The sequence below is a fragment of the Nakamurella sp. GG22 genome, from assembly GCF_052976845.2.
This window is the reverse complement of the sequence record NZ_JBRIIO020000004.1, coordinates 163214-185853: the sequence shown is the minus strand read 5'-3', so window position 1 is coordinate 185853 and position 22640 is coordinate 163214. Positions and strand designations below refer to the sequence as shown.

Here is a 22640-nt window from a genome sequence, read left to right as displayed (position 1 = left end):
ACCGTACTGATCTTATCACCGCAGTCGTCTCTCCGGGGTCCCAGCCGCCTCACGGGCGTCCCGTCAAGAGTGAAACGGAGGACGTCAACGGTGCAGTTCCTGACGCCGGAATCGTCGGCGGCGTCGGGCCCGCAACTGTTGTGCTGCTCGATAGACCTCGATATGGCGCCGGCCTGCATCGCGCCAGCTTCGCCGGGTCAGATCCGGCGCGACGGCCGCGGATCGCCGACGCCGGTCGGTGATCGCGGCGAGGATGTCCGCCGCTGTCAGATCGCCCGCGAACCGATACACCCACCCGGGTCCCACCTCTTGCGCCAGGGAGCGGGTGGCCGCGTTGTCCGGGGTGAGGACGGGCCGGCGCATGGACAGCGCCATCAACGCCGCACCGGAATTGTGCATTTCGGCATAGGGCAGCACCATCAGTTCGCACCGGCCCACGATGTCGGCGAGTTCTTCGTCGCTGACGTACTCGAAGGTGAACGACACCCGGTCGTCGTCTTTCGCTGCCAACTCCAGCGAGTGAGCGAGTTCCGCGGTGGATGGGCTCCCCGCAATCCGCAACCGGAAGGTGGGATCGTCGATCCCCGCGAATGCCGCGATCAACGTCGGGATGTTCTTGTAGTCGCGGATCAGACCCGCGAAGAGCACCCGTCCCGGTTGCGCCGGCGGCTGTCGATACTTTGCAAACCAGTCGATGTAGTCACCGTGCAGGATCGTGAAAGTTCGTGCGACGTCAGGTGTCTCAGTCAGGGGGTTCAGCCTGACCCATGCCGTCGTCAGCCGATCCAAACGGCGGAGCAACACTTTCTCCACCCTGCGGCCACCGTGATGCGGTCGCACGTTGTGCAGGGTTCGGACAACCGGAGTACGCGTGGCCCACAGCCGGACGAGGACCAGGGAGAACAGCAGCTGACGTGCCGCGACCTTGATACCGGGCGGTCCGGCCACGAACAACTCGGGCCAATGCGCATGGAACACGTCATAGTGGCCGACCAGCGCGTATTTCCAGCTGAAGAACCGCAGGTGGAGATCCGGTTGAGCAGCCAGTTCGCGAGCGAGCGTGACGATGTACGGATTGGTCGTTGCCCGCAGCGCCGGAAAGGAGGCGAGGACCGTGAGGGATGCCGCGGCGTCGGGGTTTTTCACCGTGACCTCCTGAACTGACCCGTGACGGCCCGACGATACCCAGAAGGGCGTCACCCGGCGGCCTCGCCGGGTGACGCCCTTCCATCAGTGTGTGACTCGATCCAACGGTGCGGTGTCCGCCGTGAACACATCAGATCACGGTGCTGTGACCTTCAGGTTGTCGATCGAGACGGTGACCGGTGCGCTGGTCGAGGTGCTTGTCAGGTAAGAGACCACGCCGATCGATCCCGCGGTCTGCAGGGTCGGCTCGGAGTCTGTCGCCGACACCAGCCAAGCGCTCGGCTCTGCGTCGGATCCCTTCCACACCTTGGCCTTCAATGCTGTCGATCCGGCACCAACCGCCTGGAAGCGCAGTTTCAGGACCTGGTTCGGCGTGTACGTGAGTCCTGAGATTGTCGCCGACGAAAGCAGAGTCTCGGTTGTTCCCACCAGCTTGGCCGCGGACACCGTGACCGACCCGGTGGCTGCGTACCGGAGTTTCAGGTGGTAATCACCACCGGTGGTGCGCCGGACCAGATAGCTGAACTGGGTGCCGCTTCCGTCCGCAACCTTGTCGAGAGCAACGTCCAGGGTTGCGTCCACGTCTCTGGCCGATACTCCGGACAGCACGTTCGTTCGCGTTTGACCCTTTGCTGTCAACGCCAACTTGCCCGAATTACCGGTGACGCTGAAGCCCGCCGAGGTGCCCCAGTTCCCGCCGGTTTCCGCGGTACCCCACCCGGTTGCCACGGTCCTGGCGAAGGCGTCGGCTGCGATGTCGCCGCCGGGTGCGAGCACCGTGACCGACTTGGTGGTCGATGCTGTCCCCCCGGCGGTGTCTGTCACCGTCAGCTTGACGCTGTAGGTGCCGGCGTCCGCATACGAATGGCTCGCCGTGGCGCCGGAACCGTTGGCCGTGCCGTCACCCCACGTCCAGGCGTATCCCGAGATCGTCTCGCCCTGGGGTGCTGTCGACGCGCTCCCGTTCACCGCCACGTCGAGCAATGTGGCATTGGCGGTGAAGGAGGCGACCGGGTTGGCCTTGGAGACAGTCACCGCCTGGGTGGCAGCCGCACTGGTTGCTCCCTGGCTGTCAGTCACCGTGAGCGTGACGTTGTACGTTCCGGCCGCCGTAAACGTGTGCGACGGATTGGGCAGGGTTGAGGTCCCGCCGTCACCGAAGGTCCAGCTCTGAGACGCGATGGTCGCCCCGTCCGACGCCGTGGAACCGGACGAATCGAACTGAACTGCCAGCGCGTTGGGCGCGGCACCGATCACCGCAACGGGCTTGGCGTGTGCCGCCTTGACTGTCACCGACTTCGTGACCGAGTCGGTGATCCCCTGGCTGTCTGTCACCTGGAGCGTGACGGTGTACGTCCCGGCGGCGTCATAGGTGTGTGAGGCCGTCTTGGTGGTCCCGCGAGCCGAGCCGTCCCCGAAGTTCCAATCCCACCCGGAAATCGACTGACCGGAACTGGCCGTCGACGTTCCGGCGTCAAAGGCGACCGTCAGGTCGTTCGGTGTCGCCGTGAACGCCGCGGTCGGCGCGGCGCTGGCGCCGCCCGAGGCCAGCGACTTGAAGTTGGCGACCTGCGCTCCGGACAGCTGGACCGGGAACACGGACACGTCATCGATGCTGCCGGCGAAGTAGTCGCTGGTGGGCCGGGACGGCCACGAGCCCAGGTTGTCGCCACCGATGCGCCAGTAGCCGTTGTAAACCTGAGCCGTCTTGGTCGCGCTGTCGACGGCCACCTGCTGCCCATCGACGTACAGCACCAGACCGTTGTCGCCCATGGTTCCGACGACCTGGTGCCAGCTGTTGTCCTTGTAGCTCGCGGTGCTGACGACCGTCCTGGCTGCGCCGTTGTACACGCCGAACCTGATCTTGCCGTCGCTCTGCATGTAGATCTGCCGGTCATACGAACCAGAGGAGCCGGAGGCGCTCGAGCCGAACCCGATGATCTTCCCGCCTGCACTGGTCGTGGGTGCCTTGAACCAAGCCTGCAACGAGAAGACGTTGGGGCCGGGCACGGCGGTGGTGGTCGCCACGATTCCGGTGGTTGACCCGCTGAAAGTCGACGCCTTGTCGGCATCGCCCGAGACGGCACCGGTGGCACCACGCGTCACGGTGCTGCCGACCATGCCGTCATTGGCGTTGGCCCAGTCGAACGCTGCGGTTCCGGACGCCTCACCGAGCCGCCAGAACAACGACGGGGCGGCGTTGATGACGGACTGCGCGTAAGGGCTCATCGACTGTGATGTGACCGTCACGCTGGTCACGGCGCCCTTCGCCTCATTGCCGTCGGGATCGGTTGCGACGAGCTGGTATGTGTGCGTGCTGCCGGGTTGGAGATTGGTGTCGGTGAAGACCGACCCGGGAAGGTTCCAGAAGGTCGACGACTGCGTCTTGGTGAAGGCTGGCGTCGTCGCGTTGCCGTCGCGGAGGATCTTGTAACTGAGCGACAAATCGTCGCGATCCCAGTTTGCGGGCATCGAGATCCGCACGCTTCCAGGCGCAATCGAGGTGAGGCTCGGAACCCAGTTGGCACCGGCGAGTCGCGGGCCCTGCTTCTTCGGGGCGACGTTCGGCCGCGCAAACCGGACCAGGCCTTGCTGACGTGTGCCGTTGACATAAGGGAACTCGCCGCCGAAGACGACATAGTCCCCGCTTCCGGTGATCGTCCAGGCCGCCTGGCCCTGCCCTGAAGCGGTGCCGGTCACCCAGTCCGGGAACCAGTTGATCATCGCGGGCGCGGGCTGGCCGCTCCAGTCCTTGTAGATGGAGCCGGTAGAAGGACTCCGCGACAGGGTTCCCCTTGCGGCCGCAGTGAAGGCGATGGCATGGCGCATGTTGCCCGGGGCGGGATTCGCCTGCGGGAATCCACCGCTGGTAACACAATCGTGCGGGTGACCCACCGCATAGACGTTCGTCTTGTCGGAGTAGGCGCTGTACGCGTCGCCGTGGCAATCCTCCAGCCACTGAATGTTGCCGGATTCGGGCTCCGCCGAGAACGCGCCCTCGAGGTTCCCGGTGGTCACGTTCGCATACACCCAGCCGGTGCCGAAGATCGATGTGCCGTCGGTGCTCAGTGCGTAGATGCCGGCCTTGCCTGCTGTCGTCCCGGTCCCCATCCCGTTCTGAATGGTCTGCGGAGCCGCCCATGCAGTGAGGGCACCTGAGGTGGGGTCGAGCGCGGCCATGCCGCGTTGAGACACGTTGTTGACGGTGGAGAACCGACCTCCGATGATCACCTTCGAGTTGGAGGGGGTCATGACCATCGTGTCGACCTGCAGGTCCGTCACCGGAGCCCAGTCCTTCAGCTTCCCGGTCGCGGCGTCGAAAGCCATCAGGTTCTTCCGCGCCACCCCGGCGCCCGCCGCCAGCAGGCCACCGACATAGACGGTCGTGTTCGTGGCCGCGATCGCGTTCACGTACGAACCGCCGGCGGCGGGCTTGAAGGTGGTGATCAGCGCCCCGGTCGTGGTGTCGTAGGCCGCGATGTTGAAGCGGGTCTGACCGTTCGCCTGATTGAAGGATCCTCCGACGTAGAGCCGGCTGCCGTCCGGCGACGCGGCCACCACCTTGACCTGGCCGTTCAGCGACGGAGCAAAGGTGGTGTCCAGATTGCCGGTTGTCAGGTTGTAGGCGAGAAGATTTCCCCTCGGCGTGAGGCTGGTGCCGGGTGCGGCCCCGGCAGCACGGGCGTTCGAGAAACTACCACCGGCGTAGACCTTCCCCTTGATGATCACCTGCGACCACACGATGCCACTGTCGATCTGGACGGTGGGGAGGACGTCCGCGGTGACCGTCGATGCCGAGCGCTGCTCGACGGGGGCCGGTGTGGGAAGAACAGCGGCGGAGGCGACGGTTGCCGGCAGGACCACGAGGCCCAGGGTGGCGACCGCGACTGCTGTCGCCATGCTCGTCAGACGCTTGGAAAGAGGACTGGTGTGCATGAGGTTTCTCCTGGTCATCGAGCATCTCCCACAAAGCTGACGACCTTGGCGGCCATCGTGTTGCTGACGAGAATGGTGACGGGCTTGCGGGCGGATTCCGGCACACCGAAGACATAGACACCCTGCGCTGTTGCGCCCGGGGCAAGTTCACCGGTGAGCGGTGCTGCGGGACTGCTGGTGGACGGCTGACCGGGAGCGCCGGTCGAGTCGTTCAGGTTCACGAAGACCGAATCGAGAGAGACGGCCTCCGCCGAGTCGTTGGTGATCTTCACAGTCACAGCAACCGCGGGACCGGTGATCTGGCCCGGTCCAACACCGGTGGCCGTCACCGCGGAAACAGTCGTGATGGCAGCGGAGACGTCCCCGAAGTCGGCCGTCGATGCCATCGGGATCGGCTTTTCGGTGCTCAGCGTGACCTCAGGGACAACGCTGCCGACACCGCTGCCGCCGGGCGGTGCGACCGGCGTGGTGATCACGGCCGGCGGCTGGGCCGTCTCCGCGGCCGTCGGATCGACGGACTCTGATGCGGTAGAAGGATCCTGCGCTGGTTCGGCTGAGCTCGAAACACTCGGTGTCCCAGCGGATTGCTCGCCCGCTGCAGCAGATGCGCCAGCCGACGCGTCCGCCGGCCGCTGCGATGTCGTTGAGGCCTGCTCCGTCGACGCGGTGCAGGCAGCGAGAAGCAACACCAGGGCAACTGACGTTGCAAGGACTCCCGACCGGCGCTTCCGCGCAGGGCTCACTGCGAATGCTGACAAGACACGGCTCCGATCACGAAACCGAGGTAACGGTTCATCACTTGCTTCCCCCCACGAACTCTGCTGACAGATCCACGTTCGATCACCCCCGGCCGACGTCACCGTGACGCGCTGCAAGATCCAAACCCCCGAATGGATCGCGGCATTCACGGCGACCATTAGCCGTCCGAGCAAGACTAACATTCCGTAGTGCTGTAGCACAGCGGCTACGCCCGTTAGGTGTCTACTCACTCGGTAGGGTGATCCTGCGTCGCTTTCACGCCGAGCAGCGAAGGAAGTCCTGTCCGTGCTGCGCACTTATGGGCTAGAGTTGGCACGGTTGCCGGGATCCTCGATGCCCGGACAACGGGATAGCCGACAATTGAGGGTTCTACACCGGAGCAACCTGCCGTAGCGCCGGCCGTCCACGTCTTGGATGCAAGGAGCTGGCAACTATGCCGGGTAGCCAGTCCAGAACTCCGAGTAACACGTCACAACGGCTGATAACCTCGGTATTCCGCTCGACGGCTGCGCGGTACGACAACCTCGGACTACGTCGCCGGATCACCGTTGACCCATTGATGAGCCGATGGACCGACGAGGCGTCATTGAGCGAAGGTGAGTGTAGTGAATGAACCTTTGACCATCGCGCTGGTCGGTACCCGCGGTGTTCCGGCTCGCTACGGCGGGTTTGAAACGTGTATCGAGGAGGTTGGCGCCAGACTGGCCGACAGGGGCCACGACATCGTTGTCTATTGTCGAACGCGCGGCAGGGATGCCGAGCTCGAGCGATACAAGGGAATGCGACTGGTGCACTTCGGTGCTCTGCGCAAGCGAAGCCTGGAAACGCTGAGCCACACCGGTTTGTCGGTCGCGCACCTCATGCGGCATCGAACAGACGCCGCGATCGTGTTCAACGCGGCCAATGCGCCCTGGATGCCGTTACTGCGGGCCGCTCGTATCCCGTTCGCCACCCACGTCGACGGTCTTGAGTGGAAGCGGAAGAAGTGGGGCGCCACCGGTCGTCGCTACTACCAGATGGCGGAGCGGCTGTCCGTCAGGTGGTCCGACGCACTGATTGCCGATGCCGTCGGAATCGCCGACTACTATCGGGATCGATACGACGCATCGACGGACCTGATTGCGTACGGGGCTCCGACCATCAAGAGCGACGGCGGTCGACGGGTTGCCGAGCTGAGCCTGCGGCCCGGTGGCTACCACCTCGCGGTTGCCCGGTTCGAGCCGGAGAACCATGTCGAGATGATTGTCCGGGGCTTCAGCGCGAGCGCCGCCACGAAGCCGCTGATCGTTGTCGGCTCCGCGCCCTATGCGGACGAATACACCCGAATGGTGCACGCCGCGGCGGACGATCGGGTGCGATTCGTCGGAGCCGTCTGGGATCAAGAATTGCTCGACCAGCTCTACGCGAACGCGCACACCTACGTTCACGGTCATTCCGTCGGTGGCACCAATCCTTCACTGCTGCGCGCGATGGGCGCCGGGACTGCCGTGACGGCCTTCGATGTGGTCTTCAACCGTGAGGTGCTCGGCAAAGCCGGGCACTATTTCCGGTCGGCGGAGGAGGCTGCCCGGCGCATCGAGGAGTCCGAGGCAGATGCGGCCATGACCGGGTTGGTGGGCGCGCTGGCCGCTCAGCGAGCAGCACGCTACGACTGGGACGACGTCGCTGACCGCTATGAGATTCTCTGTCGGCGACTGGCAACGGGCGATGCCACACTGACCCTCCCCGACCAGTTCGCCGAGGCACCGCAGGCCACACCGTCGGCACGGCTCACCGAACCCATCGCCGACCCGCTACCTGCGAGGCAATATGACCGACGTCGATCAGCGTGACAGCACGGGCTCCTACCGCGAAGCCCTCGAACGGTTGCGCTCCGCGCAAAAGAACACCAAAGGTGCGCCGGCGTATTCGCGTTTCGTGAACCGCAGGGCCGGGAGGTATCTCGCTGCAGGTGCCCATCTTCTCGGAATGACCCCGAACGCCGTCACAGCGATCAGCGCGGCCTTCTCGTTCGCCGCGATCGCGGTTCTGGCGGTCTTCGGCCCGTCCCTCCTCGTCGGGATGGCCGTCACGCTGGGACTGGTCATCGGCTATGCCCTGGATTCGGCGGATGGGCAGTTGGCCCGGCTGCGTGGCGGCGGCTCGACTTCGGGCGAATGGCTCGACCACATGGTTGACGCGACGAAGATCTCGAGCCTCCATCTGGCGGTCCTCATCTCCACCTACCGGTTCTTCGACCTCCCGTCCGATGCCTGGCTGCTGGTCCCGGTCGGATTCACCGTCGTCGGTGCGGTGTCATTCTTCGGAATGACACTCAACGATCAATTGCGCCGGAACAAGTCGTCCGAAAAGGTCATCACACGGGCCGACACCTCGTCGCCGTTGCGGGCCCTTCTGGTGCTGCCGACGGACTACGGGTTGCTGTGCTTTGTCTTCCTGCTGCTGGGCTGGCCCTCGGTGTTCTTCGTGGTTTACGGCACCCTGTTCTTCTGCTGCGCGCTGTTCCTCGTCCTCGCCGCGGTCAAGTGGTACCGCGACATGCGGGCGATCGATCTGGCTCCCTCGGTCCAGGCACGGTGACCGGCAGTCCATGACAGCGGCACAACCGTCGGTCGTCATTGCACATCCGAGTTCCGATCTCTACGGTTCCGACCGAGTCATGCTGGAAACCGTTGCGGCCATGGTCGATTCGGATTGGTCGGTGCACGTCGTACTGCCCGGGCCGGGTCCCTTGGTCGAGGAGGTTCGAGCTCGCGGCGGAGAGGTCACCTTCGCGCCGTCGCCGGTGTTACGCAAAGCAGCCTTGCGCCCCCGTGGATTTGCACACCTCGTGGCCGCCGGCGCGACCGGCGTTGTGCCCGGTCTTCGCCTCCTTCGCAGCACCGATGCGCGGGTGGTCTATGTGTCGACCCTGACGATCCCGCTGTGGATCTACTTGGCCCGACTGCTCGGCCGCCCGGTGATTTGCCATGTTCACGAATCGGAGCGCTCCGTGCCGATCGGGGTTCGAAGAGTGCTCGCGTTTCCGCTGCTCTCTGTGGACGCGCTCATCGTCAACAGCGCATTCTCGCGAAATGTGCTGATCGATTCCTTTAGTGCACTCGGCCCGAAGTCGGAAGTGATTTACAACGCCGTCCCCGGCCCACCGTCCGTGTCGCCGCCGAGGGACAGGTTGGACGGCTCCGTCCGGTTGCTGTTCGTCGGCCGACTGGCGCCGCGAAAGGGTCCGCAGGTCGCCATCAGACTTGCAGCTCAACTACGCGCGAACGGTCTCGCTGTCACCCTTGATCTGGTCGGCTCGGCCTTCGAGGGCTACGAGTGGTTCGAGCTCGACCTACGGAACCTGGTCGCCGATCTCGGCATGTCGGACGCCGTCAGCTTCCACGGCTTCCATGACGACGTATGGCCGTTCCTGAGCGATTGCGATCTCGTGCTGGTGCCCTCGCAGGGAGATGAGCCATTCGGGAACACGGCTGTCGAGGCGGTGCTCGCGGCCCGGCCGGTGATCGTCAGCGCCAGTAGCGGCCTCGACGAGGCCGTCCTCGGCTACGAATGCGCGCAGAAAGTTCCAGCCAACGCACTGGAAGACTGGTCCGCAGCAGCGCTCGCAGTCCACGCCAATTGGGCCGGGTTCCGGGAACGCGCCATCCGCGATGCACGGGTTGCCGCCGATCGGCACCGTCCGGCTCGCTACCGCCAAGCTGTTTCCGAACGCCTTTCCGGATTGGCCGGCCGGGGAAACGCGGTAGCCGGGCGAACGAGCAGTGCCGGCCCTGTCACGGTCGCCATGCTCACGTTTCGTCGGCCCGATGATCTGCTTGAAGCCATCCCCGCTGTGTTGCAACAGCTCTCGGAAACCCACGACGCCACCGCCGGATTGCTGATCATCGACAACGACCCGGCCGGCAGCGCCGCGGACATCGTCAACGCGATCCACGACCAGCGGGTGCGCTACGTCCACGAACCGCGACCCGGCATCGCCGCCGCCCGGAACCGCGCCCTGATCGAGGTGCCCGACGACGGCCTGCTGATCTTCATCGATGACGATGAGCGCCCCGCCGAGGGTTGGCTCCGATCGCTGCTGGACACGCACCGGCGATTCGCCTGCGCGGCTGTGGTGGGCGCCGTGGTCTCCGAGTTCGACGAGGATCCGGACGCGTGGGTTCGAGCCGGACGGTTCTTCGATCGTCGCAGACTCCCCACCGGGACAAAGGTGTCCGTCGCAGCCACGAACAACCTCTTGCTGGACATGTCCAGAGTGAGACCGCTCGGTCTGTTCTTCGACGACAGGTTCGGCCAGAGCGGTGGCTCGGACACGCTGTTCAGCCGGCAGCTGGCCGCCTCCGGCGAGGACCTCATCTGGTGCGATGAGGCCGTCGTTGTCGACCGGGTGCCGGCGGCGAGAGTGACCCGCCGGTGGGTGCTGCAGCGGGCGTTTCGTTCCGGCAACTCCTGGACCAGGACCTCGCTCGCGCTCACCGGTGCACCGCGTGACCGGCTCGCGGTACGCCTGAAGTCCGTGGAGATCGGCACCGTCCGGCTGATCGGCGGGCTGGCGCGAGTGGTTGCGGGCAGCGTTTCGAACTCGATGGCGATGCGGGCCCGAGGCGTTCGGACGATGGCACGTGGGGCCGGGATGGTCGCCGGAGTGACCGGTTACGTCTTCAGCGAGTACGGGCCGCGGCGGACGCCCCCTGCAGCTGCCCCTGCTCACCAGGTTCCATGACCGGGCCGGCGCACCAGGAAGCAGACGGCTCGATCGGTGTGGTGGTGGTCAACTACGGTGCTCACCGGCTGCTGGCGGCCAACCTGACCGCACTCGAGGGCGACCCGTGTATTCGGATCGTCGTGGTCGACAACTTCCACTCCCCGGCGGAGCGTGAATCCGTGACGGACCTCTCCGCCGAACGGGGCTGGGAGTTGGTGGCTCCCGCTGACAATCTCGGTTTCGGTGACGGCAACAACCTCGGTGCGGACAGGGCGATCGCACTCGGGTGTGACGTCGTGGTCCTGCTCAATCCGGACGCCTGGATAGACGCCTCCGCCTGCCGGGAATTGGCCGGCATCGTGCGGACCGACCCACGCAGCCTGGTCAATCCGGTGATCACCAGGCCCGACGGGTCGGTGTGGTCGGCGGGATCACAGATCAACCAGAGGTCGGGACGGGTGGGTAAGGTCAACGGGCCGTTCGTCTCGGCTCCCGACAAGTGGCTGACCGGCGCGGTGCTGGTCACGAGTCGCGAGATGTGGGAGGAACTCGACGGCTTTGCGCCCGACTATTTCCTGTACTGGGAGGACGTCGACATCTCGCGCCGCTGCGTCGAGCTCGGTGGGCGGTTGATCGTCGCGCAAGACGTAAAGGCAGTGCACGACCCGGGTGGAACCCAGTTGGACCAGCTCCGTGGTTCCGGCAAGTCGCCCACCTACTACTACTACAACTGTCGCAACCGCCTGCTGTTCGCAAGCCGGCACCTCTCGACGCGCTCCATCCTCAGCTGGGTGTGGCACACACCGGCCGAGAGCGCGACGATCCTGTCCAGGGGTGGCCGACGCGAGGTCGTGAAGTCCCCGCGCGCGATCGCCTCAGCCGTCGGGGGGTCTCTGGTCGGCTACGGCATCGTCATGAGGGAGTTGTTCCGCCGCCTGACGTCGAGGTCGGCGGCGACGCCCCGTGCTCCCGGAGATGCGGCCGGGTCGGATCGCTGACCTGACCCGCCGCAGCCAGGCTGTACTCCCCGGTCGGCGCCGCCATCGATGTCTCCAGCGGAATGGCCTCTCCGGCGAGGTAACGCGCGAGCTCCACGAAGCTGGAGTAATGCGGACCCAGGAGATAGCTCGAGCTCGCCAGAAGGTAGAGGTCGGCGACGGCGGACCGGACGCCCTGTACAGAGTTGTACGCACCTTTGTCCGACAGAGAATGGCAGCCGCCGATCTCCCGGCCGACCCGGTTCTGCACCTCGGCGACGTCGCTGGAGACGAAGAACTGGACGTCCGGGTCGCCGGCGCGGATCTCCCGCATCCGGTCCAGGTACCACTCCACCGGTGAGTGCTCGATCGTCTTGGTGTGCGAGGCGGCGTGTGCACGGATCATCACCCCGACGTACGGCCGCTGGGCCAGACCGCCGTCATACGAGTCCTTGATCCGGTCGACCACCTGGCCGACCGGTCTCATCGACCGGAGTTCCTCGTGCCACGACCTGGTACCGGCCGGGAGATGAAGGGCGTGGCTCGTGCGGATCTGCCATATCCGGTCCGCGCGCCGCCGATCGTCCAACCAATCCAGGGTGTGGTCGAGATACGGGTACTTGAACGAAAGCGCCTTGGACACCGCGCGGGGCAAGGTGCGGTCCGTGATTTCCCACAGTTGGGAGAACCTGGGACCGAAGGTGCGCCCCGTCGGCCAGACGTAGTAGAAGGCGCGGCTCTCCGCCTGGGCCAGCATCTTGCTGCCCAGCACGACCCGTATCCGGTTGCCCAGGCCCGAGAAACGCCCGTTGTACGAGACCAGGGAGTTGTCACGCAGTAGATCCAGCATGCCGTCAGATCTCCCCCTGTCCGTGCTTCCCTCGGCGAGCCTCCCACCGCTGGAGCAACTGCGAGCGGGAACGGTCGAGCTTCTTCGCCACCCGCACCGGTGATTCGCGGACCTTCCTGATCAGCTCGGCACGCCTGAAAGCCGTCGTGAAGTCTGCGACGAAGCGACTGCCGGCATCGACCGAGTCGAAGAGCCCGCGCTCCGTCCAGAAGTCGACGAGCAAACGGACGCTCTGCGCGTCCAGCCGGCCGAGTGCCTTGCGATGGATGCTGAACAGCGGAAGCTCCCGGTCGGCAGCCTTTGCAATCGCGCCGCGCACGACGTCAGGGCCGACGTTCTTGACCCAGATATTCGGACAGAGCACCTGATGGAAGTCGAAGACCTGATCGAGAGACCGACCACTGCGCAGCAGCCATCCCGAGTAGAGAAAGAATTCGAGGAGGTTGTTGTCGACGAACTCTGTCGCGAAGTCATTGCCGCTGCGTTCCTCGATGTCCTGCATCATCGCCCTCACCAGAGCGGTGTCCAAGACGAACGGCGTCACGGTCGCAGGAAACTTCTCGATTGCCGGTGCGGGATCAAGACCCAGGTAGCCGAGCACATTCTCCAGGGCCGGCCGGAGGGGGTGGGTGCGGAAGCTGTACTCGTTGACCCTGGCCCGTCCGTCGGGCGACTGGAAGAAATGCGGCCGCGCCTCGGCGACGAAGTGGTTCTTGGCGTCGAGAACCACGTACCGTTCGCCGGAGATTCGCTCGGCAATGACAAGTTTGTAGACTTGCTGACTCCGCCAGCCGGTGGTGGCCGGGACCGTACAGATGTCCTTCGGCCGGACGAAACTCACCCGAGCCTTGAGGTCACCGTAGGACGTCGTCAGGCGGTGCTTGAATTCCTTTGACATACCACGTCGAGAATTGTCGATGACAATGATCTCGCCCACCATCGACGCAGGTAGATACACGGACATCGACCGCGCCTGTAGGTCAAGGAGCAGGTACTCCGATTCGAACACCACGGTGACGAAAGAGAGCGTGGCGGGCATCGCGCGGCTCCTTCCGTCGGCGTGGGCGTGCATGGACTCTTCGGTCCGGCAGAGGTCCGGTGCGGTTGACCGTCGGCGGTCACCCTCGGCGAGGTGAGGGTTCAAACTACACCGCGGGGCGTCCGCACTCCGGAGATCTCGCTGGCCGGCCGCCAACTGCCGCGCCTCGAGCCCCGACGGTGCGGTGCGGCGCCGATGAGACAACGTTGACAGGAGAACGATGTCGCCCGTTTGATGTGGACGTGCGTCCGGATAAGAAGGCAGGACGAGGGAGTTGTACTCCACCATCGGGTGTACCGGATGCCTCGATCAGGCTACGACCGGGGCCTGCGAAGCACTACATGCAGTCAAAGGGAGCCGTCTGCTTCTAAATGGGTGAGATTGCTGTCACCCATCGGATTTGTTCGGCACGCAACTATTCGCTCCGTAGTCTCGAGCGCGGATACGTGGGGCTCGGACCCCGATTGCTCCACAGGCCCCTCGAATTTGTCCGTTTTTCATCACGTTGCGATAACGGCATACGTAAGGCCACTAAACTCAACATACTCAAGATGTTTAAGTCTGCTGTAACCTCTCTTTACATGTCTGAATCGAATCTTCCTGCATCAATGGTTATCGGAGACGGCGCCGCCTTCGAATCTTCTACCCCTAGGAATGTCAATTGAGGCGCGCTCGATCCGCCACGTTCGTGGCCATCTTGGCAATGGGACTCACCGTATGGCCTACCACATGGGCAAATGCGGACGTAACGCAATTCACTGTTTACATGGCGGGTGAACGCACGGCCACCGGGACACCCGTGCCCGCCTCCGGAGCCGAGGTCGTCCTCCCCAAAACCGGTTCGTCGGCCACCACAGCTGTCAGCGGCTCGGGCCGCATCGTGATCGGTGCGACCGGGAACAACTGCGACGGTTGGCCGGTGCTCGCAGTGACGGCCGACGGCAAGTCGCAGGGCACCGTCCAGGTCGGCAGCGCCACGAACTACGGCGCCTACCTGACGTCGGCTGCGCTGGCAGGCGGCAGCCACCAGGTCAAAGTGACCTTCACCAACGATCTCTACGCTGCGGGTCGTTGCGATCGCAACGCCTACCTGGCCAGCGTGCGGATGGAATCTCCCTCAACGACCCTCACGGCGGCGGCCGTCACCACCGGCAAGCCCACTTCGACCAACACCGGCGTACCCGACGGAACCGCCCTCAAGGCGCATACCGGCGATCTCAACGTCACCCAGGACGGGGCCGTCATCGACAGCCTTGACGTCAAGGGCGCCATCTACATCAAGGCGAACAACGTCACGATCAAACGAACACTGGTCCGCGGCGGACCCGCGAGCTCGAAGAACATGGCGCTGATCGCATCATGGTGGGGCTACACCAATACCAAGATCGAAGATTCCACCCTCCGAGCGGATTACCCGAGCTACTGGGTTGACGGCATCTCCGGCAAGAACATCTCCGCCAACCGGCTCGACATCTCACGGGTAGTCGATTCGGTGAAGGTGATCGGCGGCAATGTGTCCGTCACGAATTCTTGGCTGCACGCGAACGCCCACTTCGAGCCGGACCCGAATCAGAGCGACGGCAAGACACACGACGACGGCATCCAGGTGACCGGTGGCAAGAACGTCACGGTCACGGGCAACAACATCGAGGATGGCCACAACTCGGCGATCATGATCGGCCAGGGGACAACCACCGGCAACATCAAGGTCGCCGGCAACTGGCTCAGTGACGGTGGTTGTGCCATCAACGTCACGCAGGCCGGCACCGGTACGCCGATTCTCGGCATGAGCATCACGAGCAACCGGTTCGGCCCGGGGCGCTATTCGACATCCTGCCCGATGCGGTTGCCGTCGGCCTCACCGATCACCCTGTCCGGCAACGTGTGGGACGCGACCGGGAAGACCGCAGTTCCACAGCGCTTCTGACAGGAACAGCGCTTCTGACACCGAACAACACAGCTCAAACGGCAGGGCCCCGCGGATGTCTCCACGGGGCCCTGCCGGCTCTGTTCACTTCATTTTTCGCTTCCTGCCACTCCCATCAAGCAGGAGATCAGAACCAGTTCGGCACCGCCGCGGTGTTGGTGGCGGCCCAGGTGTTTCCGCTGACCGTGATAGGCGATGTCTTCGGCAGCCGCATCGGGCAAGTCGTCCCATAGACGCCTGGGCCGAACTTGTTGTCCTGCACGGACGTTCCCAGGATCGGTCCGCCGGTGCCATTCTGGGTGACGTTGACGGCGCAACCGCCGTCGCTCAACCAGTTGCCGGTGATCTTCAGATCCGCCACGACCGTTCCCTGGCCGACCATGACGGATGCGTTGTGGGCTCCCTGGATGGTGTTGCCGCTGATGACGATGTTCTTTCCACCGGTGACCTGGATGCCGTCGTCGTGGGTCTTGTTGTCACTGTGGTTCGGGTCGGGCGAGAAGTGGGCGTTCTCGTGCAACCAGGAGTTGGTGATCGAGGCGTTTCCGCCGATGACCTTGACGGTGTCGACAACCCTCGAGACGTCCAGGCGGGTGGCGGTGAAGTTGCCACCGGACAGACCGTCGATCCAGTAGCTGGGGAAGTCGGCCCGCAGCGTCGAGTCCTGAACGATCAGGTTGGTGTTGCCCCACCAGGAGGCGATGAGCGCCTTGTTCGACGAGCTGACCGGACCACCGCGGATGAGCGAGCGCTTGATCGTCACGTTGTTGGCCTTGACGTAGATGGACCCGTGAACGTCGAGCCTGTCGATGACGGTCCCGGCCTGGGTGACGGTGATGTTGCCCTGATGCACGGTGAGCGCTGTCCCGTCCGGCACGCCGGTGGTCGTTGCGTCTGCCCGCTGCCGGACGGTGGTCGGAGCGAACTCCATCCGCACCGTGGCCAGGCTGATGTTGCGATCACAGGTCCCCGCGACGTAGCGGTCGTTGATGAAGACCACCTTCACGGCATGACTGCCGGCGGCGAGCGCCTTCGGGGTGAGGTAGGCACCGTAGTTGGTCTTGCTGCTGAAGGTCAGATTGCCCTGGGCGACCCCATCGACGTAGACGGCAGCGCTGGGCCATCCCTCGCAGTCCTTACCGGTCGCGCCGACGACGACCCGGCCGGAACCGCTGACGGTGGTCGAGCCGGACGAACCGGTGTTGGTGAGCGAGACTTCCATCCCGGACGGCGGGACCGGGACACCGGTGGCGGGACGTTCGACTCCGCGGTTCACGACGAACTGGGTGACGCCGGCACTGGCCGTGCCGGCGGCGACGACCGTCAGGCAAAGGGATGCGGCAAGGGCCATCACAAGGCACAGAACCCTCTTCACGAAGGACCCGGTCGTATTCGTCACGACGCTGGAATCAATGCCTGGGCGTACTCTACGGAAATTGATCATGTCGTTCGTCGTCCTTTGTTGATGAAGGAACAGAGCGGATCAGAAACCGATTCGGGAAGGGCCCCCAAACACCGGAACGGCTTGTTACTGAAAGCAACGTTACCGTTACAGAGCGTTTTTAGAAGCGCATACCAGACCGTGTAGTTCAGCTCCGCAACGCACTGCGTCACTTCGAGATCTCCTCGAGACAGGGCGTGCTTCACCCCTTTTGGCCGGACCCACCGGGGACGCCGGTTGTTCGTGACAGCGCGCTGTCCACGGCGGCACTGTGTTGTTCTGAAGGGTTGGATCGCGCACAGAAGGGGTGCATTTCAAAAACTGCTGAGGAACTGTCGGTCACCAACCATCAATGGCTCAGACTCGGCAGTGTCATGTGGTTGTGTTGCATTAGGTGCCCAGGTGCATTACCCAGGCGGCATAGTGCAGATGACCTATGACCATTGATTCATGTGCAGCAATTGGCGCGCCTAATGCGCGGCCCGGACGTTCGTCGGGTAATCCGCAGGACAACGCGGGCTCTCCTGCACCGACAGCCGTCGTCACCGGGAAGGCATGTCACATTGCCGTCACGGTGATGCGCCACTATCGACACATGACGAACACGGGGAACCTGAAGGCTGCGATGCCCGGCGGACCATTGACGGAGCGGGCGGAAGGGCACATGCGCACCGATGCGCCCGCGAACCACGCGCCGGCCAACGACCGCGACGCCGAGCTGCGCGCCGACGTCAGGAGGGTCGGAGCGCTGCTGGGGAGGACCTTGGTCCGGCAGCACGGCGAGGACCTGCTCGATCTGGTCGAGCAGGTCAGGAAGCTGACCAAGCAGTCCAGGGAAGCCGCGGAGAAGCAGGAGCGGGATCGAGCCACCGCCGAGGTCAGGGCCATCCTGGCGGGATTACCGATCTCGGCCGCGACCGACCTGGTGCGCGCCTTCGCCACCTACTTCCAGCTCGCCAACGGCGCCGAGCAGGTACACCGGGTGCGCGCCCTCCGCAGCCGCCCCGCGACCGAAGGGCACCTGGCAGCAGTTGTCGCCGAGATCGCCGAGAGGCTGGGCCGCGAAGAGCTCGAGGCGGCTATCCGGACGCTGGCCGTCCAGCCGGTCTTCACCGCGCATCCCACCGAAGCCAGCCGCCGCTCCGTGCTCCTCAAGCTGCGGGCCGTGGCCGACATCCTGGCCGAACGCACCGAGCCCGACAGCAGGGCCCGGGAACGCCAGGACCGCAAGCTCGCCGAGATCGTGGATCTGCTGTGGCAGACCGACGAGCTCCGCCAGTCGCGGCCGACACCGATCGATGAGGCGCGCAACGCGCTGTTCTACCTCGAGGCGATCGTGGCGGACACCATCCCCGAGCTGACGGACGATCTGGCTGCGGCAGTGGCCGAACACGGGGTCGAACTGTCACCCGAAGCCACACCGCTGCTGCTGGGCAGTTGGATCGGCGGCGACCGTGACGGCAACCCGAACGTCACTGCGGACATCACCCACGATGTGCTGCAACTCCAGCACCTGAGCGCCTACAAGATCGCGATCGGCAAGGTCGACGACTTGATCATGGCGCTGTCCAGCTCGACCGTGGTCACCGGTATCTCCGACGAGCTCGCGCTGTCCATCGAGCGGGATCTCGAGAAACTGCCCAAGCTCGATCCCAGGGTCAAGGAACTGAACAGCGCGGAACCGATGCGATTGAAGCTGACGTGCATCAAGGCCAAGCTCATCAACACCCGGTCGAGAGTCATCGCCGCCAGTGCCCACGAACCGGGTCGTGACTACGCCAACAAGAGGGAGTTGCTCGACGACCTGGCCATCGTGAGCCGGTCGCTGGTCGAGAACGGCGGCTCTCTGGCCGCGCAGGGTGTCCTGGCGACGGTTCAGCGGACGCTGGCCGTCAGCGGTCTGACCACCGCGTACATGGACATTCGCGAGCACTCGGAGGCGCACCATCAGGTCCTGGGTCAGCTGATCGACCGGGTCGGCGAGCACGACCGGCCCTACCGGACCCTCAGCAGGAGCGAGCGCCGAGACCTGCTGGCCGAGGAATTGACCTCGCACCGCCCACTGACCTCCCTGCCGGCGCCGCTCGACGCAGCCGGCGCCAAGACCTTCTCGGTCTTCACCGAGATCAAGAGCGCGCAGAGCACATTCGGACCCGAGGTCATCGTCACCTACATCACCTCGATGACCATGGGGTCGGACGACATCCTCGCCGCCGCGGTCCTCGCGAGGGAGGCCGGTCTGCTCGATGTCTACGGCACCCCTGGCGACCCGGAGCGCGGGCCGTACGCACACATCGGCTTCGCCCCGCTGCTGGAGACGGTCGACGAGCTCCGCAAATCCGCCGAGGTGATCGACGAACTGCTGAGCGACCCCACGTACCGGCAGATCGTCCGGCTCCGCGGCGACGTCCAGGAGGTCATGCTCGGCTACTCGGATTCGAACAAGCAATCCGGGATCACCACCAGTCAGTGGGAGATCCACAAGACCCAGCGCGTGCTGCGCGATGTGGCTGCGAAGCACGCGGTCGCGCTCACGCTCTTCCACGGCCGGGGGGGCACCGTCGGCCGTGGCGGCGGGCCGACCTACGACTCGATCCTCGCCCAGCCGCACGGTGTACTGGCCGGCGCGATCAAGTTCACCGAACAGGGCGAGGTGATCAGCGACAAGTACGGGTTGCCGGACCTGGCCAAGGAAAACCTCGAGCTGACCGTCGCTGCCACGTTGCGGGCGAGCGCGCTGCATCAACAGGCGAGGCAGACACCGGTTCAGCTCCGCCAGTGGGATGCATTGATGGACACGGTGAGCGACGCGGCCTTCGCCGCGTACTGCGGACTGATCGACGACCCGGACCTGCCTGCGTACTTTCTCGCCTCCACCCCCGTCGAACAGCTGGCGTCGCTCAACATCGGGTCCCGACCCTCGCGCCGACCCGATTCCGGCGGCGGCATCGGCGGTCTGCGCGCCATCCCTTGGGTCTTCGGCTGGACCCAGTCCCGGCAGATCGTGCCGGGTTGGTTCGGAGTGGGATCCGGCCTGCGAGCCGCCCGGGAGGCCGGGGCCGCCGACGGCCTGCGGGAGATGTACCTCGAGTGGCACTTCTTCCGCACCTTCATCTCGAATGTCGAGATGACGCTGGCGAAGACGGACATGGAGATCGCGGCGCTGTATGTCAGGTCCCTGGTCCCCGACCGGCTCCAGCACATGTTCGACCGGATCAGGGCTGAACATCACCGAACCGTTGAAGAGGTGCTCCGCATCGCAGGCGGCGACGACCTGCTCGACGAGCAGCCGGATCTCAAGCGCACCCTGGCGGTGCGCGAGCCGTACCTCGCTCCTATCTCTTACCTGCAGGTGGACCTGCTGGACAGGATCAGGGCGGTCGAGGGGTCGGGAGCCGTCGACAAGGACCTGCAGCGGGCGATGTCGCTGACGATCAACGGTGTGGCGGCCGGAATGCGCAACACGGGATAACGGACAGTGCGGGACATGGCACGATCAGCCCCATGATGTCGGTGGTCGCGCAGACCGGAGTGTCGGGGGTAGCAACTCAATGACGAAGATGACCGTGATCGGGTGCGGCTACCTCGGCGCCGTCCACGCGGCCTGTATGGCGCAGCTCGGCCATGACGTCGTGGGCATCGATGTCGACGACGCCAAGGTCGAACTGCTCTCCTCTGGGCAGACACCGTTCTTCGAGCCAGGCTTCGCCGAGGTGCTGCAGGACGCCATGTCGACCGGGCGGCTGTCCTTCACCTCCGACATCTCCGCCGCGCACGGCAGGTCGGTGCATTTCGTCTGCGTCGGCACACCGCAGAAGCGCAACGAGTACGCGGCCGACATGGCCTACGTGGACGCTGCCGTGACGGCACTGGTCCCGCACCTGTCGGCAGGCGACCTGGTGGTCGGTAAGTCGACCGTGCCGGTCGGGACCGCCCGGCGGCTCGCCGACCTCGTCGCCGCGTCGGAGCCCGGTGCGCTGCTGGCCTGGAACCCGGAATTTCTCCGTGAGGGCTTCGCGGTCGAGGACACCCTGCATCCGGACCGCCTGGTGTACGGACTGCCGGCCGGGGCTGACGGAGTGACGGCCAAGTCGATGCTGGACGAGGTGTACGCCACCCCGCTGGCATCCGGTGTGCCATTGGTGGTCACCGACTACTCGACGGCCGAGCTCGTCAAGGCCGCAGCCAACTCCTTCCTGGCCACCAAGATCTCGTTCATCAACGCCATGGCCGAGGTCTGCGAGGCCAGCGGCGCCGATGTCGTACAACTCGCGGACGCGATCGGTTATGACGCCCGCATCGGGCGTCGCTTCCTCAATGCCGGCCTGGGATTCGGGGGCGGTTGCCTGCCGAAGGACATCCGCGCGTTCATGGCGCGGGCCGGCGAGCTCGGTGCCGATCAGGCTCTGGCGTTCCTGCGGGAGATCGACTCCATCAACATGCGGCGCCGGGTACGGATGGTCGACCTCGCCCGTGAAGTCTGCGGTGGATCGATCGCCGGGCGCCGGATCGCGGTGCTCGGTCTGGCGTTCAAGCCGAACAGTGACGACATCAGGGACTCCCCCGCGCTCAACGTCGCCGCCCAGGTCCAGCTCCAGGGTGCGTCGGTGGTGGTCACCGACCCGGAAGCGGTCGAGAACGCGCGCCGCAAGTGGCCGGACCTGCACTACGCGGCGACGGCAGAAGAAGCCGCCAAGGGTGCCGACCTGGTCCTGCTGCTGACCGAGTGGGACCAGTACAAGCACCTCGACCCGGTCGCCTTCGGCGAGGTGGTGGGGCAACGACGGATCCTCGACGGGCGCAATGCGCTCGATCCCGCTGCCTGGCGTGCCGCCGGCTGGACCTACCGGGCGCTCGGGCGACCTTGATCCTTCGTTTGCCGGCGAGCTCGCGGGCATTCGGGTGCTGAGGCGGTCGTCTCCGGGCGGCCGGCCGTTGCCGGTGGCTCACCTGAGGTGGTGTAGAGCCATCCCGATCGGGTGATTTCCCCACGATCGCCGAGAAAAGCAGCAGTGAGTAGCGGCTATTGGGTTAGAGTCACGCCATCAGAGTGATCGTCACTGCATCGGTGGTCGATCTCATCACTCTACGAGAATGGGTCGCCCACATGTTCCGTCGAATCGCCACCACGCTCACGCTCGTTGTCATGGGACTGCTGACCGTACCGGCGCTCGCCTCGGCCGGGACGCCGCCGTACCAGGCGCCCCCGGTCGATCCGACCTCCACCGTGTGGGCCCCGGTGTCCGACACGACCGCTTCCACCACCAGCCTCGCGAGCACCGGCGCCGGCTTCAGTGTCGGAACCGCCGTCGCCATCGGTGTCGCGGTATTGCTGGTCGGGCTCGTGCTGGCTTTCGCCGGAAATCGGCTGCGCAAGTCGAACGTCTGAAATTAGCGAACTAAAGGAGCCGCACGCCGAATATGTTCGGTGTGTGGCTCCTTTGTACTTGGTCATCATGATCTTGGATGTGGCCGCCCGCGTAGCCCCATCTGAGCCCGATTCGTCGTTTAATACACGCAACACACCGGAACCAGTCGGTTGTGGTGTTCGCCAACGATCTCAGAGATTCGTGTCGTGACCCGTGAACTGACGCAAGCTTGGTTTCCGCCCAAAGACCATGGCTCTGGGGCTGTTTCAGTCGTTCCACTAATCGATGGGCCGCGCCCATTTGCCGTCCTCAATGGTCACGATCCCCCTAGATCGCAGTCGTTGCGAGGACGGCCCTACGCGGAGGCACCCTGATCGGTCCTTCTTTATGGTAGGCCGGACCCCGTGGCGATATAGTTTCCGAAGTCTCGTAGTGTTAGGCCTTGCTCTCCGCAGGAACTGCGGAGCCGGACAACGCCATTAGCCACG

General features: G+C 64.9%; 14 protein-coding genes. 8 read left to right on the top strand and 6 right to left on the bottom strand.

The annotated features are described in order from the left end of the window. Positions 1–84 precede the first annotated feature (84 nt). From ACVBEQ_RS06695 to ACVBEQ_RS06685, 3 genes are all read right to left on the bottom strand, one after another. Complete coding sequence (locus ACVBEQ_RS06695; protein ID WP_447153501.1) at positions 85–1146, bottom strand: glycosyltransferase; 1062 nt, start codon at positions 1144–1146, stop codon at positions 85–87. Positions 1147–1281: 135 nt separating this feature from the next. Beyond that, complete coding sequence (locus tag ACVBEQ_RS06690) at positions 1282–5046, bottom strand: PKD domain-containing protein (RefSeq protein WP_447153500.1); 3765 nt, start codon at positions 5044–5046, stop codon at positions 1282–1284. A gap of 50 nt (positions 5047–5096) precedes the next feature. Then, positions 5097–5558, bottom strand: coding sequence for a DUF4352 domain-containing protein (locus ACVBEQ_RS06685; protein ID WP_447153499.1), 462 nt, complete (start codon positions 5556–5558; stop codon positions 5097–5099). 879 nt (positions 5559–6437) lie between these two features. Here ACVBEQ_RS06685 and ACVBEQ_RS06680 point away from each other — a divergent pair. From ACVBEQ_RS06680 to ACVBEQ_RS06665, 4 genes are read left to right on the top strand one after another with little or no spacing between them, the layout of a single operon-like run. Then, positions 6438–7673, top strand: coding sequence for a DUF1972 domain-containing protein (locus ACVBEQ_RS06680; protein WP_447153498.1), 1236 nt, complete (start codon positions 6438–6440; stop codon positions 7671–7673). Further along, on the top strand, positions 7651–8421 hold the full coding sequence (locus ACVBEQ_RS06675; RefSeq protein ID WP_447153497.1) for a CDP-alcohol phosphatidyltransferase family protein: 771 nt from the start codon (positions 7651–7653) through the stop codon (positions 8419–8421). The genes ACVBEQ_RS06680 and ACVBEQ_RS06675 overlap by 23 nt, the downstream gene beginning before the upstream one ends. Before the next feature lie 10 nt (positions 8422–8431). Next, positions 8432–10567 (top strand): glycosyltransferase, encoded by a 2136-nt coding sequence (locus tag ACVBEQ_RS06670; protein WP_447153496.1) that lies wholly within the window; start codon positions 8432–8434, stop codon positions 10565–10567. Beyond that, positions 10564–11547 (top strand): glycosyltransferase family 2 protein, encoded by a 984-nt coding sequence (locus ACVBEQ_RS06665; RefSeq protein WP_447153495.1) that lies wholly within the window; start codon positions 10564–10566, stop codon positions 11545–11547. Before ACVBEQ_RS06670 ends, ACVBEQ_RS06665 begins: the two co-directional genes overlap by 4 nt. Here ACVBEQ_RS06665 and ACVBEQ_RS06660 read toward each other — a convergent pair. Together ACVBEQ_RS06660 and ACVBEQ_RS06655 are read right to left on the bottom strand one after the other, a co-directional pair. Then, the gene (locus tag ACVBEQ_RS06660) at positions 11462–12376 is read right to left on the bottom strand and encodes an O-fucosyltransferase family protein (protein WP_447153494.1); all 915 of its coding nucleotides are present in this window, start codon (positions 12374–12376) and stop codon (positions 11462–11464) included. The two genes, ACVBEQ_RS06665 and ACVBEQ_RS06660, sit on opposite strands and share 86 nt — an antisense overlap. A 4-nt stretch (positions 12377–12380) precedes the next feature. After that, positions 12381–13415, bottom strand: coding sequence for a DUF6492 family protein (locus tag ACVBEQ_RS06655; RefSeq protein WP_447153493.1), 1035 nt, complete (start codon positions 13413–13415; stop codon positions 12381–12383). 766 nt (positions 13416–14181) lie between these two features. On the opposite strand from ACVBEQ_RS06655, the gene ACVBEQ_RS06650 reads away from it, so the two are divergent. Further along, positions 14182–15342, top strand: coding sequence for a carbohydrate-binding domain-containing protein (locus ACVBEQ_RS06650; protein ID WP_447153492.1), 1161 nt, complete (start codon positions 14182–14184; stop codon positions 15340–15342). Between the two features lie 127 nt (positions 15343–15469). Here the strand turns inward: ACVBEQ_RS06650 and ACVBEQ_RS06645 are convergent, their stop codons facing one another. Then, on the bottom strand, positions 15470–16741 hold the full coding sequence (locus tag ACVBEQ_RS06645) for a carbohydrate-binding domain-containing protein (protein WP_447153491.1): 1272 nt from the start codon (positions 16739–16741) through the stop codon (positions 15470–15472). A 706-nt stretch (positions 16742–17447) separates the two neighbouring features. On the opposite strand from ACVBEQ_RS06645, the gene ppc reads away from it, so the two are divergent. The 3 genes from ppc (at position 17448) to ACVBEQ_RS06630 (ending at position 22172) form a co-directional block, all read left to right on the top strand. Next, positions 17448–20255 (top strand): phosphoenolpyruvate carboxylase, encoded by a 2808-nt coding sequence (gene ppc / locus ACVBEQ_RS06640; protein ID WP_447153604.1) that lies wholly within the window; start codon positions 17448–17450, stop codon positions 20253–20255. Between the two features lie 79 nt (positions 20256–20334). Next, positions 20335–21651, top strand: coding sequence for a UDP-glucose dehydrogenase family protein (locus ACVBEQ_RS06635; protein WP_447153490.1), 1317 nt, complete (start codon positions 20335–20337; stop codon positions 21649–21651). A 182-nt stretch (positions 21652–21833) separates the two neighbouring features. Continuing rightward, the gene (locus ACVBEQ_RS06630) at positions 21834–22172 is read left to right on the top strand and encodes a hypothetical protein (RefSeq protein ID WP_447153489.1); all 339 of its coding nucleotides are present in this window, start codon (positions 21834–21836) and stop codon (positions 22170–22172) included. Positions 22173–22640 lie beyond the last annotated feature (468 nt).